Source organism: Pseudomonas fluorescens, assembly GCF_000967965.1.
GTDB classification, from domain to species: Bacteria; Pseudomonadota; Gammaproteobacteria; order Pseudomonadales; family Pseudomonadaceae; genus Aquipseudomonas; species Aquipseudomonas grandcourensis.
Map to the genome: position 1 here is coordinate 41,245 of NZ_LACC01000030.1, position 12,928 is coordinate 54,172.

General features: G+C 60.8%; 12 protein-coding genes. 7 read left to right on the forward strand and 5 right to left on the reverse strand.

All coding sequences use genetic code 11. From position 1 onward, the window contains the following. Positions 1–27: 27 nt before the first annotated feature. Positions 28–939, forward strand: a complete 912-nt coding sequence (locus VC35_RS23075; protein WP_046042782.1) for a DMT family transporter — start codon at positions 28–30, stop codon at positions 937–939. 147 nt (positions 940–1,086) lie between these two features. Here VC35_RS23075 and VC35_RS23080 read toward each other — a convergent pair whose 3' ends face one another. Then, a complete protein-coding gene (locus VC35_RS23080; protein WP_046042783.1) occupies positions 1,087–1,797 on the reverse strand; it encodes a FadR/GntR family transcriptional regulator in 711 nt (236 codons plus the stop codon). A 279-nt stretch (positions 1,798–2,076) separates the two neighbouring features. Between VC35_RS23080 and VC35_RS23085 the strand changes: the two genes are divergently transcribed. The 3 genes from VC35_RS23085 to ampC all read left to right on the forward strand — a co-directional run bounded on the left by VC35_RS23085 (position 2,077) and on the right by ampC (position 6,044). Further along, positions 2,077–3,423 (forward strand): MFS transporter, encoded by a 1,347-nt coding sequence (locus VC35_RS23085; RefSeq protein ID WP_046042784.1) that lies wholly within the window; start codon positions 2,077–2,079, stop codon positions 3,421–3,423. A gap of 24 nt (positions 3,424–3,447) precedes the next feature. Continuing rightward, positions 3,448–4,791 carry a glucarate dehydratase gene (gene gudD / locus VC35_RS23090; protein WP_046042785.1) on the forward strand — a complete coding sequence of 448 codons (1,344 nt, stop codon included), beginning with the start codon at positions 3,448–3,450 and terminating at the stop codon, positions 4,789–4,791. A 143-nt stretch (positions 4,792–4,934) separates the two neighbouring features. Then, complete coding sequence (gene ampC, locus VC35_RS23095) at positions 4,935–6,044, forward strand: class C beta-lactamase (protein ID WP_404942370.1); 1,110 nt, start codon at positions 4,935–4,937, stop codon at positions 6,042–6,044. A 134-nt stretch (positions 6,045–6,178) separates the two neighbouring features. Here the strand turns inward: ampC and VC35_RS23100 are convergent, their stop codons facing one another. Beyond that, on the reverse strand, positions 6,179–6,730 hold the full coding sequence (locus tag VC35_RS23100) for a DUF4174 domain-containing protein (protein ID WP_046042787.1): 552 nt from the start codon (positions 6,728–6,730) through the stop codon (positions 6,179–6,181). A gap of 180 nt (positions 6,731–6,910) precedes the next feature. On the opposite strand from VC35_RS23100, the gene VC35_RS23105 reads away from it, so the two are divergent. Further along, a complete protein-coding gene (locus tag VC35_RS23105) occupies positions 6,911–7,279 on the forward strand; it encodes a VOC family protein (RefSeq protein WP_046042788.1) in 369 nt (122 codons plus the stop codon). 20 nt (positions 7,280–7,299) lie between these two features. On the opposite strand, the gene VC35_RS23110 is transcribed toward VC35_RS23105, so the two are convergent. Both VC35_RS23110 and VC35_RS23115 read right to left on the reverse strand, forming a co-directional pair. After that, complete coding sequence (locus VC35_RS23110) at positions 7,300–8,085, reverse strand: sulfite exporter TauE/SafE family protein (protein WP_007988000.1); 786 nt, start codon at positions 8,083–8,085, stop codon at positions 7,300–7,302. A gap of 128 nt (positions 8,086–8,213) precedes the next feature. Then, a complete protein-coding gene (locus VC35_RS23115) occupies positions 8,214–8,963 on the reverse strand; it encodes a hypothetical protein (RefSeq protein ID WP_046042863.1) in 750 nt (249 codons plus the stop codon). A gap of 208 nt (positions 8,964–9,171) precedes the next feature. Here VC35_RS23115 and VC35_RS23120 point away from each other — a divergent pair, with 208 nt between their 5' ends. Then, the gene (locus VC35_RS23120) at positions 9,172–9,993 is read left to right on the forward strand and encodes an aldo/keto reductase (RefSeq protein ID WP_046042789.1); all 822 of its coding nucleotides are present in this window, start codon (positions 9,172–9,174) and stop codon (positions 9,991–9,993) included. A 29-nt stretch (positions 9,994–10,022) separates the two neighbouring features. Then, positions 10,023–10,493: a DUF1810 domain-containing protein gene (locus tag VC35_RS23125; protein WP_046042790.1), complete on the forward strand. Its 471-nt coding sequence runs from the start codon at positions 10,023–10,025 to the stop codon at positions 10,491–10,493. On the opposite strand, the gene VC35_RS23130 is transcribed toward VC35_RS23125, so the two are convergent. Next, positions 10,458–12,818, reverse strand: a complete 2,361-nt coding sequence (locus VC35_RS23130; RefSeq protein ID WP_185754841.1) for a DNA polymerase II — start codon at positions 12,816–12,818, stop codon at positions 10,458–10,460. The genes VC35_RS23125 and VC35_RS23130 overlap by 36 nt on opposite strands. Positions 12,819–12,928 lie beyond the last annotated feature (110 nt).

Sequence of the window (12,928 nt, forward strand, 5' to 3'; positions counted from 1 at the left end):
GGTGCATCCGCCCACAGGTGCACGACCATGACGCCGCTCACACCCTCCCCCGTTTCCCCCTGGAAAATCATCCTGGCCATGGCGTTTGTCGTGGCGTGCTGGGGCTATTCGCCGACCGGCATCCATATCGGCTTGCTGGCCTATGACCCGGTGCACCTGGCACTGCTGCGCTTCCTGCTGGCTTCCGTGTTCATGGCCGTGGTCGCGATGTTCAAGGGCATTCGCCGGCCGAGCCTGCGCGATCTGCCGTTGATGTTCGGCCTGGGTTTCTTTGCCGTGAGCCTGCACCACGTGGCGATCAACTTCGGGCAGCAAGGTGTCAGTGCTGGCGCTTCGAGCGTTCTGGCCCAGACCACGCCCCTGTTCAGTACGCTGATCGCGCGCTTCGTGTTCAAGGATCAGGTGAGCCTGTGGCGCTGGGGTTGTGTGCTGCTCGGGTTGTTGGGCGTGGTGATTGTGGTGGCGGGCGATCATGGCCTGGGCAGCCTTGATGCCCACGGCTTGCTGATCCTGTTGGCGGCGGTGTCCTGGAGCCTCTACTTTGCCCTGCAAAAGCATCACACCGGGCGTTACGACGGGCTGACGCTGGTGTGTTACACGGTGTGGTCCGGGACGGCGCTGTTGCTGGTTTTCTTGCCCGGCCTGGCGGATCAAGTCGCCCTGGCGCCGCTGCGTGTGCAATTTGCGGTGATTGCCCTGGGGATATTCCCCAGCGCCCTGGCGTACCTGGCCTGGGCCTATGTACTGGCGCATGTCGATTTGAGCCGGGCGACGATGACGCTGTATCTGACGCCGCCGACGGCGATGGTCATTGCGTCTTATGCGCTTGGCGAACGGCCGACATTGATGATTGTGGTCGGCGGGCTGGTGGTGTTGGTGAGTGTGCTGGCGTTGAATCTGGAGCGGCGGGCTGTGGTTGTTCAGGCTGTCAGGGTCTGATTCAGGTTTTTCGCTGACAGGCCTGACGCTATCGCGAGCAAGCTCGCTCCCACAGGGTTTTATGGTTGCCGCGGTTCTTGAGCACGCCCCAGAACCTGTGGGAGCGTGGCTTGCCCGCGATGAACGATGACGCGGTATCACTGACCATCAACTGGGAGAAAACCGGTCACGGCTGTTGGTCAGGTGCAACCACATCGCCGCCCGCGCCGCATCCGGATCCTGGCGCTTGATGGCATTGAGAATCGCCTCGTGTTCAAGATTGGCCAACTGGCCAAGCTTGCTCAAGTCCACCGCGCCACGCTCGGCGGCATTGACGCGGGTGCGCGGGATCATGGCACTGCCCAGGTGCTGCATGATTTCGGTAAAGCATACGTTGCCGGTGGCTTCGGCGATCAGCAGATGAAAACGCCGGTCCGCTTCGACACAGCTGTCGTTGTTGGCCAGCAGGCTTTGATAGTCATCCAGTGCTTCACGCATCTGCGCCAGTTGCAGATCGCTGCGGCGCGTTGCCGCCAGCGCCGCCGCCTGGGTTTCCAGGCCCATGCGCAATTCCAGAATGCTGCGCACCCCCAACGCGGTATCGACATTCAGCCGCAGCCCCTGCTCCGGTGCGCGCTCGATCACGAACGTGCCAATGCCGTGCCGGGTCTCCACCAGCCCCGAAGCCTGCAACTTCGAGATCGCCTCACGCACCACCGTGCGACTGACCCCGTGTTCCTGAACGATAGTGTTTTCCGACGGCAGCTTGTCGCCGGGCAACATCTGGCCGAGCAGGATGCGCTGGGTCAGTTTCTCCACCAGGTCATGGGCCAGGTTATGGCTGCGCTTGCGGGCGGGTACTTCGAGGTCTTCTTGCATCGGGGTGTCCGGAAATCAGGGCTATCGAATCGTAGCACCGCGTCGGGCGGGAATCCTGAAAAATCTCGCTCAACTTGTATGACAACACTCAACAACAAGCCGATATTGGTTCGTTTTAAAGGCCATCAGCCACCGCCAATAGAATCAAAATCTCCGACAATGCGCCATTTCATTGAGCAAGCGTGGTTGCAAGATCAAAAAATGTAGTTGTATGATGTCTATCAACAACGCAGCACTCAGCTTCACCCCGCATAAAAATAACGAGTGGGAGAAAACGCAGTGAATACATCCATCTCCGGGATGCACGACGACGCCAATTCAGCGCTGAAGTCCGCCATCGCCAAAGTCAAACGTCACGTCTTGCCGCTGTTCGTCATCATGTTCATCGTCAATTACATTGATCGCGTGAACATCGGTTTCGTCCGCGCCCACATGGAACACGACCTGGGCATTGGCGCGGCCGCCTACGGCCTGGGTGCCGGTCTGTTCTTCATCGGTTATGCACTGTTCGAAGTGCCCTCCAACATCCTTCTGCAAAAAGTCGGCGCACGCATCTGGCTGACGCGGATCATGTTGACCTGGGGCCTGGTCGCCGCGGGCATGGCGTTCATCCAGAACGAAACCCACTTCTACATCCTGCGTTTTCTGCTGGGCGTGGCCGAAGCCGGGTTCTTTCCCGGGGTGATCTACTACTTCACCCGCTGGTTGCCCGGCGTGGAGCGCGGCAAGGCGATTGCCATCTTCCTCAGTGGCTCGGCGTTCGCTTCGCTGATCTCAGGCCCCCTGTCCGGCTTGCTCCTGCAAATCGAAGGGCTGGGCCTGCACGGCTGGCAGTGGATGTACTTCATCGAGGGCATGTTTTCGGTGGGGTTGTGCGTGTTCGTCTGGTTCTGGCTGGACTCCAGGCCCCACGACGCCAAATGGCTGAGCCGCGAAGAACAGGACGCGCTGGTCAAGGCCATCGATGACGAACAACTGGCCCGGGAAGCCGCCACGCCGATCAAGCCGTCGCTGGGCAAATTGCTCAAGGATCGCCAGATCATTCTGTTCTGCCTGATCTACTTCTTTATCCAGTTGACCATCTACGCCGCGACCTTCTGGCTGCCGAGCATCATCAAGAAGATGGGCGACCTGAGCGATGTCCAGGTCGGGCTGTTCAACTCGATTCCGTGGTTGCTGTCGATTGTCGGCATGTACGCCTTCGCTTCCCTGTCGGGCAAATGGAAACACCAGCAAGCCTGGGTCGCCACCGCCCTGCTGATCGCTGCGGCCGGAATGTTCATGTCCACCACCGGCGGGCCGATCTTCGCCTTTGTCGCCATCTGCTTTGCCGCACTGGGCTTCAAATCGGCCTCGTCGCTGTTCTGGCCGATTCCCCAGGCCTACCTGGATGCGCGCATTGCCGCTGGCGTCATCGCGTTGATCAACTCAGTAGGCAATCTCGGAGGTTTCGTTGCGCCGACCACTTTCGGCCTGCTGGAAGAACGCACCGGTTCGATTCAGGGCGGGCTGTACGGCCTGGCCGCGACCTCGATCATCGCCGCCATCATCGTGTTTGCCGCCCGCAACACACCGAAACCCGCATCTGCCGTGGCGCTGGGCAAACCTGCACCCAACCACGCCTGAATTGTGCTTTTTAAGGATTGGAATATGAACCCACAAGACACCGCAAAAGCCCCGGTCATCACCAGCATGCAAGTGGTTCCGGTCGCCGGCCACGATGGCATGCTGCTCAACCTGAGCGGCGCCCACGGCCCGTTTTTCACTCGCAACATCGTGATTCTCAAGGACAACGCCGGCCACACCGGTGTCGGCGAAGTACCGGGGGGCGAGCGCATCCGCCAGACCCTCGAAGACGCACGCAGCCTGGTGGTCGGCAGCCCGATTGGCACTTATCAGAAGATCCTTAATCAGGTACGCCAGACCTTCGCCGACCGCGATGCCGGTGGCCGCGGCTTACAGACCTTCGACCTGCGCATCACCATTCACGCCGTCACCGGACTGGAAGCCGCATTGCTCGACTTGCTCGGCCAGCACCTGGACGTGCCGGTAGCCGCCCTGCTCGGCGAAGGCCAGCAGCGCGATGAAGTGAAGATGCTCGGCTATCTGTTTTATGTCGGCGATCGCAACGCAACCGACCTCGCCTACCGCCGCGAACCGGACGCCGACAACGACTGGTTCCGCGTGCGGCACGAGAAAGCCATGACCGCCGACGCTGTGGTGCGCCTCGCCGTCGCCGCGCACGCAAAGTATGGTTTCAAGGATTTCAAACTCAAGGGCGGCGTGCTCAGCGGCGACGCGGAAATCGAAGCGGTCACGGCCCTCGCCGAACGCTTCCCCGATGCGCGCATCACCCTCGACCCGAATGGCGCCTGGTCACTGAAAGAAGCCATCCGTCTGTGCCGCGACCAGCACCGCGTGCTGGCCTATGCCGAAGACCCGTGCGGGGCGGAAAACGGTTACTCGGGTCGCGAAGTCATGGCCGAGTTCCGCCGGGCCACGGGCCTGAAAACCGCGACCAATATGATCGCCACCGACTGGCGGGAAATGGGCCACGCGATCCAGTTGCAGTCGGTCGACATTCCCCTGGCCGACCCGCACTTCTGGACCATGCAAGGCTCGGTGCGCGTGGCGCAGATGTGCCACGAGTGGGGCCTGACCTGGGGCTCGCACTCCAACAACCACTTCGACATTTCCCTGGCGATGTTCACCCATGTCGCAGCGGCCGCGCCGGGCGAGATCACCGCCATCGACACCCACTGGATCTGGCAGGACGGCCAGCGCCTGACCAAGTCCCCGCTGCAAATCGTCGACGGCTGTGTGCAGGTGCCGCAGAAACCGGGGCTGGGGGTGGAGCTGGACATGGATCAGGTCGCCAAAGCTCACGAACTGTACAAAGGCATGGGCCTGGGGGCGCGGGATGACAGCGTGGCAATGCAGTTCCTGATTCCCGGCTGGAAGTTCGATAACAAGCGGCCGTGCCTGGTGCGTTGAGTTGACGGTTGCGCGTGGCCGCCTGTTGGCGGCCTATTTTAAAAAGCGCTCGGAGCATGGCGCTTCACGCCCTAAAATGGCGCGCAACTGAATCAACGACGGATGAAACCAACATGGACAGGCTGAAAACCATCGCCGCTTGCATGGCGATATTCGCCGCGGGCCAATGCGTGGCACAGGATCAAATCGAGACAGTGGTGAACGCCGCTGTACAACCGGTGATGCAAGCCGAGGGCATTCACGGCATGGCCGTGGCAGTCACCGTCAACGGCCAAGCGCATTACTTCAACTATGGCGTCGCCTCGAAAGAAACCGGCAACCCCGTCACGCAAGACACCCTGTTCGAAATCGGCTCCGTCAGCAAAACCTTCACCGCCACCCTCGCCGCCTACGCCCAGACCACGGGCAAGCTGTCCCTGTCGGACAAGGCCAGCCAGGTCCTGCCGGCCTTGCGCGGCAGTGCGTTCGACCACATCAGCGTGCTGCAACTGGGTACCTACAGCGCTGGCGGCCTGCCCCTGCAATTTCCTGCCGAATATGATTCGGCCGACAAGATGCTCGGCTACTACAAACAATGGAAACCGCTCTACGCCCCCGGCAGCCACCGACTGTATTCGAACCCCAGCCTTGGCCTGTTCGGCTACCTCGCCGCCCAAAGCATGGGCCAGCCGTTCGATAACCTGATGGAGAAAACCCTGCTGCCGAAACTGGGCCTCAAGCACACCTATGTGCATGTGCCGCAGGATCAGATGGCGCTTTACGCCCAGGGCTACGACAAGGACGGCAAACCGGTACGGGTCACTCCGGGTGCGCTGGATTCCGAGGCGTACGGGGTGAAAACCAGCGCCGCGGACTTGCTGGCCTACGTCGGTGCAAACATGAAACCAGCGTCCCTGGAAAAGCCGTTGCAGCAAGCCATCGCCCTGACTCATAGCGGTTACTACACCGTAGGCGATATGACCCAGGGCCTGGGTTGGGAGTTGTATCGCTACCCGATCACACTGGATCGTTTGCTGGACGGCAACTCCACGCCAATGGCCATGCAAGCCCATGAAGTCCAGTGGCTAAACCCGCCACAAGCGCAGCCAGAGAACGTGCTGATCAACAAGACAGGCTCAACTGGTGGCTTTGGTGCTTACGTGGCGTACGTGCCATCGAAGGGCATCGGCATTGTGATGCTGGCCAACAAGAATTATCCCAATGCAGAGCGGGTCAGGATTGCTCATCAGATTCTGAGCGCCCTTTCCCAATAGCGACTGATCCATCTGTGGGAGCGAGCTTGCTCGCGATGGCGTCGTAACAGTCGATACAATGGTTGAATGTCAGGCCGTCATCGCGAGCAAGCTCGCTCCCACAGAAAAACCTTCCATCGCCACAAGATTGAGGTTCAATCATCCGGCATTTCAGGCGGCTTGGAGGGCTTGGCCGGTTTGCTGTTTTTTCCGGGTTTGGCGCCTTTGACCGCAGGCTCCGCTTCAGCGACGGGTGCAGCCACGGTCGCGGTAAATTCTTTCTCGGCCGCGGGCAACTGATCGACAGCGCTGAAAATCTCGTCCAGCTTGAAGGCGTCCGATTGCTCAAGTTTCTTTTCGCCGTCCTTGCCGACCAGGATCACCTTGGTCTTGGCGCCAGCACCCAGCTTGAGCGAGCGGATCAGCGCCGCCGTGTCCTGTGGCCCCAGGTCTTTGCCGTCGCGCTGGCCCATCAGGTTGAGCACGGTGTAGAGCACCATGTTGCGGTCGGTGAAACCCTTGCGGTTGGCTGGCTCATCCAGAGACTTTTTCAGGCCGACCCAGTTCGGATCAACCGTGCTCGGAGCGATGACAATCAGTGGCCGAGCCCTGCCCTTGTCCATGTCCAGCGGTGAGTCGCCATCGGCGGCGAACGAGGTGCCGGCAATCGCCAGCAAAGTAGCCAGGGTCAGTGACCTGATGAGCATGCGCATCTCCTTCTGATATCCACGCTCTAATGATTGCGCATCGCGGCGATCGTTCCGGGTGACGTACCGCAAATATTTTTCGCCTTGCCCCAAGCTTAGGTCAGGGCGGTCATTGCGCAACAGGCTGGGCTAATCTGAAGGCTCATGACAACCCGCCTGATCCGTCGTGAGGACTTGCCCATGAGCACTCAGTTGAATCACACCATCGTCTGGTGCCGGGACAAGCAGGTTTCGGCGAATTTCCTGGCCAGCCTCCTTGGCCTGCCCGCCCCGCAGCCCTTTGGGCCCATGCTGATCGTCAAACTGGATAACGACGTGTCACTGGATTTCTACGACAACGACCCGCCGATAGCGTCCCAGCACTACGCATTCTTGATGGGCGACGAGGATTTCGATGCGGCCTTCGCACGCCTGCAAGCCAACGGTCAGCCGTGGTGGGCCGACCCGGGCAAGCAGCGACTGAGGGAGATCAATGATTACGCGGGAGGACGGCGGGTGTATTTCGATGACCCGGACGGGCATCTGCTGGAAATATTCACCCGCGAATGAAGCTTTCGTGGCGGCTTGAATCAGAACGCCAGTTTGTAGCCGATCAACAACAGCATGGTCGCCAGGCAAGGGCGCAGCAATTCGTCGGAGATGCGCCCGGTCAGGTGGCTGCCCAGGTAAATCCCCGGCAACGAGCCCACCAGCAAGTAACCCAGGACGTGCCAATCCATGTTGCCCATGCTGGCATGGCCAAGCCCCGCGACCAGGGTCAGCGGCACGGCGTGGGCGATTTCAGTCCCCACCAGGCGGCGGGTCGGCAGCATCGGATAGAGGATGAACAGTGCCACGGTGCCCAGTGCACCGGCGCCGATGGACGTCAGCGCGACCATGGTGCCAAGGACCAGCCCGGTGATGACCGTCATCACATTCAAGCGCAATCCGCTGGGGTTGTAGTTGCCGCCCGCACGTTTGTGGGCGAAGTCGAGCAGGCGCTTCTTGAACAGGATCGCCAGTGCCGTGGCAAACAACACAAAACCGAGGGCCTGCTTGATGATCGCGTTCATCGCCTCGGGGGCGCTGTGCAGGGTGCTGAGAAACCACAGCGTCAACGCCACCGCAGGCACGCTGCCCAAGGTCAACCAGCCGGTAATCGCCCAGTCGATGTTGTTGTTCTTGCGGTGAACCAGTACACCGCTGGATTTGGTGATGGCGGCGTATAGCAGATCGGTACCGACGGCCGTCGCCGGGTTGATGCCGAACCCTAGCAGGATCGGCGTCATAAGCGACCCGCCACCCACGCCAGTCATGCCGACGATGAAGCCGACGACCAGCCCGGCAACGACCAACCCGATGTTCACTAAATCCATGAATACGTCCACAAAGATCACAAGGGAAATCTGGCCCGCAGCATAGCGATATTTCTTATAACCAGTTATATCGATGCGATCTATCTTTATACCCTGAATTCAATTCCCACAAGGAATATGTGTCGTGCTCACTGAACCGGCAGGAAATTCAGGAACAGCAGGCTCTGGGCATAGTTCAGGCCGATGCGCCGGTAGCGTTCGTCGAGCATCTGGGTCAGCAGGTCCAGCCGGGCGACGATCTTGCCGAACTCGACGGCGAAGCTCAGGTTGCTGCCCTCCTCCGAGATTTCGTTGGAGAACAGCAAGGGCAGGCCCTCTTTGTTCTGTCGCTGGCTGAGGATCCAGGTGGCGATCTCGATGTTGCGCGCGGCATTGCTGACGAACACCGGGTTGATCGTATCGGTCATGTAGAACTCGAGGCGATTGCCATGGGCGGTCACCAGCATGCTGCCGATGGCATAGATGAACGCCCCGACCCGGTCGCCGAGAAACTCCGGGCTCATGGCAAACCTCAGGGCCGCAAGGTCCTTTTTGCCGCCCAGGGTCGGTAATGGCTGCTGCAGCTCAATGGCCATGCGCACTTGCTTGCCGGCGGTGCGGGCATCGAGGAAACCGGATTTTTTCAACTCATCGGGGTTACGCAGGTAGAGCTTGCTCATCAACAGGTAAAGGCTGTCGAGGTTGTCGCGCATGGTCAGGGTGGCCATACGGTCGACGCTGGTTTGCAGGAACTCCTGGGGTTTGCCTTCGCGCATCTGGTTGATGATGTCGCCGCCCTGCTGTTGGCTGCAACCGGTGACGAAGAACATCGACAGACCTGCCAGCAGTAGGCAATGACGGCGGATTTTAGTGGTGATCGCGGGTGAAACTCGAGCCATGGGTTCTTGGACTTGGGCATGGGCCGGCGGTGGGGATCGCCGCTGGCTGCCATGGATAGAGCCGGACATTTCGAAAAAGTGCAGTATCGGCACAGAGCAATCGATCACCGGCAGGGTGCAGTTCAAGAGATCACAGCCTGTGGCGGAACCGATGGACTATTCTGCTGCCCACTGAAACAACCATCGGCATTCATAAAGGAGGTTTTGCATGCGCACGCTTGAACTGGCCGGCACCCGGGTTCCGGTCATCGGCCAGGGGACCTGGCAGATGGGCGAAGACCGTTCACGGCACACGGAAGAAGTCGCGGCACTGCGCCTGGGCATCGAACTGGGCATGACCCTGATCGACACCGCTGAGATGTACGCCGAAGGCGGCGCCGAGGAAGTGGTCCGCGATGCCATCGCCGGTCAGCGCGACAGCGTCTTTCTGGTCAGCAAGGTGTACCCGCACAACGCCAGCCGCCAGGGCATTCCCCTGGCTTGCGAGCGCAGCCTGCGCAGGCTTGGCACCGATTATATCGACCTGTACCTGTTGCATTGGCGCGGCCAGTATCCCCTGGAAGAAACCGTCGACGCCTTCGAGCGCTTGCGCGAAGCCGGCAAGATCGGCCGTTGGGGCGTGTCCAACTTCGACCTCGACGACCTGCTGGAACTGGAAGCTCCGGCCTGTACCACCAATCAGGTGCTCTACAACCTGGAACAACGGGGCATAGAATTTGATTTGCTGCCCTGGAGCCAGCAACGGCGGCTGCCGGTCATGGCTTACTGCCCGATTGGCCAGGGCGGTAAAATGCTCGCCAATACTACGCTCAGGCAAGTGTCCGCCCGTCACGGCGTCACACCGGCACAGGTGGCACTGGCATGGATACTGCGTCAGGAGGGAGTGATCGCCATCCCCAAGGCGGTCCGACTCGAACATGTACGCTTCAACGCCCAGGCCGCCATGTTGCAGCTTGAGCCCGGGGATCTGGAGGCGCTGGACCAAGCGTTTCACGCGCCACAACGCAAACAGCGGCTGGCCATGGTCTGAACCACCGCAGTCTGTCAGAGAGCTTCGTCATGAGAAGCACCGACCACCTGGACCCGTTCAATCTGCAACGTTTTCTCCAGGCTCAGGAACCGGTATTCGAGCGGGTTCAAAACGAGCTGAACAACGGACACAAGCGCAGTCACTGGATGTGGTTCATTTTTCCGCAGTTTGCCGGGCTCGGCGGCAGCGAGATGTCGCGCCGCTTTGCCATCCGCTCGCGGGAGGAAGCCCTGGCCTACCTTGAGCATCCGTTACTGGGCGCCCGGCTGCGCACCTGTACCCAGGAAGTGCTGAACATCCGGGAGCGCTCGGTAGCGGGGATTTTCGGTCATCCCGACGACCTGAAGTTTCACTCCTCGATGACCCTGTTTGCCCAGGTCGCCGACGCCGACAGCCTTTTCCAGCAAGCCTTGAACCAGTACTTCCACGGCATCCTGGATGACTGGACCCTGTCGCTGATGGACTCAAAACAGGCCCAGTTGCCCACCAATCAGGGTTGAGAAGTCGTCGTCGACAAACGGCAGTATCGCGTCCGCCACCGGTTGCAGCTGCCGGGTGATGTAGTGGTCGTAATCGATGGGCGCGCTACGCACTTCCAGCGGTTCGGGGCCGGCGACGGTGATCACGTAGCTGATCCAGCCGCCGTTCTGGTACTGGCGCGGGCGGCCCTGCCGGTCGTTGTACTCGTCGGCCAGGCGCGCCGCGCGCACATGGGGCGGTACGTTGCGCTGATAGTCATCGAGGGTGCGGCGCAGGCGTTTGCGGTAGATCAGCCGGTCATCGAATTCGCCGGCCAGGGTCTTGCGCACGTAGTCACGCACATAGTCCTGGTAGGGCTTGCGCAGGAAGATCCGCGAATACAGCTCTTGCTGGAATTGCCGGGCCAGCAGCGACCAGTCGGTGCGCACGGTTTCCAGGCCTTTGTAGACCATTTCGTCGCTGCCGTCGTCCCGGGTGACCAGCCCGGCGTAGCGCTTCTTGCTGCCTTCTTCGGCGCCGCGAATGGTCGGCATCAAAAAACGCTTGTAGTGGGTTTCGAACTGCAATTCGAGAACGCTCTGCAGGCCGTATTCCTGCTGCACGTGCTCGCGCCACCACTGATTGACGTGCGCCACCAGCGCATGGCCGATCTGCGCCGCCTCCTGCTGGCCATGAGCGCGACGCAGCCAGACGAAGGTCGAGTCGGTGTCGCCGTAAATCACCGCATGCCCCTGGGCCTCGATCAACTGGCGGGTGCGCAGCATGATTTCGTGTCCGCGCAAGGTGATGGACGACGCCAGGCGCGTGTCGAAGAAGCGACAACCGCTGGAGCCGAGCACACCGTAAAAGGCGTTCATGATGATTTTCAGCGCCTGGGACAGCGGTGCGTTGTGTTCGCGCTTGGCAGTTTCCCGGCCTTCGGCCACCCGGGCGACGATGGATGGCAGGCAATGTCGGGTGCGAGAAAAGCGCGCGCCACGAAAACCCGGCACCGACTCGCTGTCGTCCGGATGCTTGAGCCCTTCAATCAGCCCCACGGGGTCAATCAGGAAGGTGCGGATGATCGACGGATAGAGGCTTTTGTAGTCGAGCACCAGCACCGACTCGTACAACCCCGGTTGCGAATCCATGACAAACCCGCCGGGACTGGCTTGCGGTGGCTTGCCGCCGAGGTTGGGTGCAACGAAACCCTGACGGTGCATCAGCGGCATGTACAGGTGCGTGAACGCCGCCACCGAACCGCCCATGCGATCGGCCGGCAAACCGGTGACGCTGGCCCGCTCCAGCAGGAAGGTGAGCAACTCGGTCCTGGCGAAAATCCGCGTGACCAGTTCGCAGTCCTTGAGGTTGTATGTGGCCAGCGCCGGTTTGTCCTCGGCGAACATACGATTGATTTCGTCCATGCGCTGGTACGGGTTGTCGATGGACTTGCCCTCGCCGAGCAAGGTTTGCGCGACGTTTTCCAGGCTGAACGAGGGGAAGCTCCAGGTCGCCGAACGCAGGGCCTCGATACCGTCGATAATCAAGCGGCCAGCGGCTGAAGCGAAGTAATGGTTGCCGCTGCCGTGTTCACGCCACTGCATTTCCTCGCCGCCACGCCCCAGTTTCAACGGCACCGCCAGGCGTCGGGCGTGTTCGTGGAGCACCCGCAAGTCGAACTGCACAACGTTCCAGCCGATGATCACGTCGGGGTCGAACCGGGCAAACCAGTCGTTGAGCTTTTTCAGCAACAGGGTCCGCGAATCGCAGTATTCGAGCTGGAAATCCACCTGGCTAGCGTCGCCGTTGGGCGGACCGAGCATGTACACCTGACGCTCGCCGCAGCCTTCCAATGCGATGGAATACAACTCGCCCTGGGCGGTGGTCTCGATGTCCAGGGACACCAGTTTCAGGCTTGGCCGGTAATCGGGGTCGGGTTTCATCTGCGCGTCGAGCAGCAGGCCCTCGGAATTCGGCGTGCCACTGAAGCGCACCGGTGCGGTGATGAAACGTTCCATCATGTAGCGTTCCGGCGGGCGCACGTCGGCTTCGAACACCTCGACACCGGCCCGGCGCAGCGCGGTTTCCAGGCGCATCAACTGGCCATGTTGCTGGCAGTAAAGACCGAGGACCGGGCGATGTTCGAAATCCTGCAGGGCCAGGGGCTTGAGCTCGACGTTCTTCTCGTCATGCAAAACGCTTTCGGCGGGCTGACGCTGCGCAGCGGGGATGAACGCCACCGATGGTTGGTGAGGCAGGCGGATACGCCGGGGACCGCTGTCGGTCGCCAGCCAGAATTCGACTTCCGTACCGGCCGGGGTGTCGCGCCAATGCCGGGTCAGGACGAAGCCCTGCTGTAGATCCACCACTGCAAACCTCGAAACTGATTCAGAGGGGGATTCTACCCGTCATCAGTCGCGATAGCGCGTATGGCCCCGGTATCTCTGGCCCACAAGTAATCTATTGGCCTGAAATG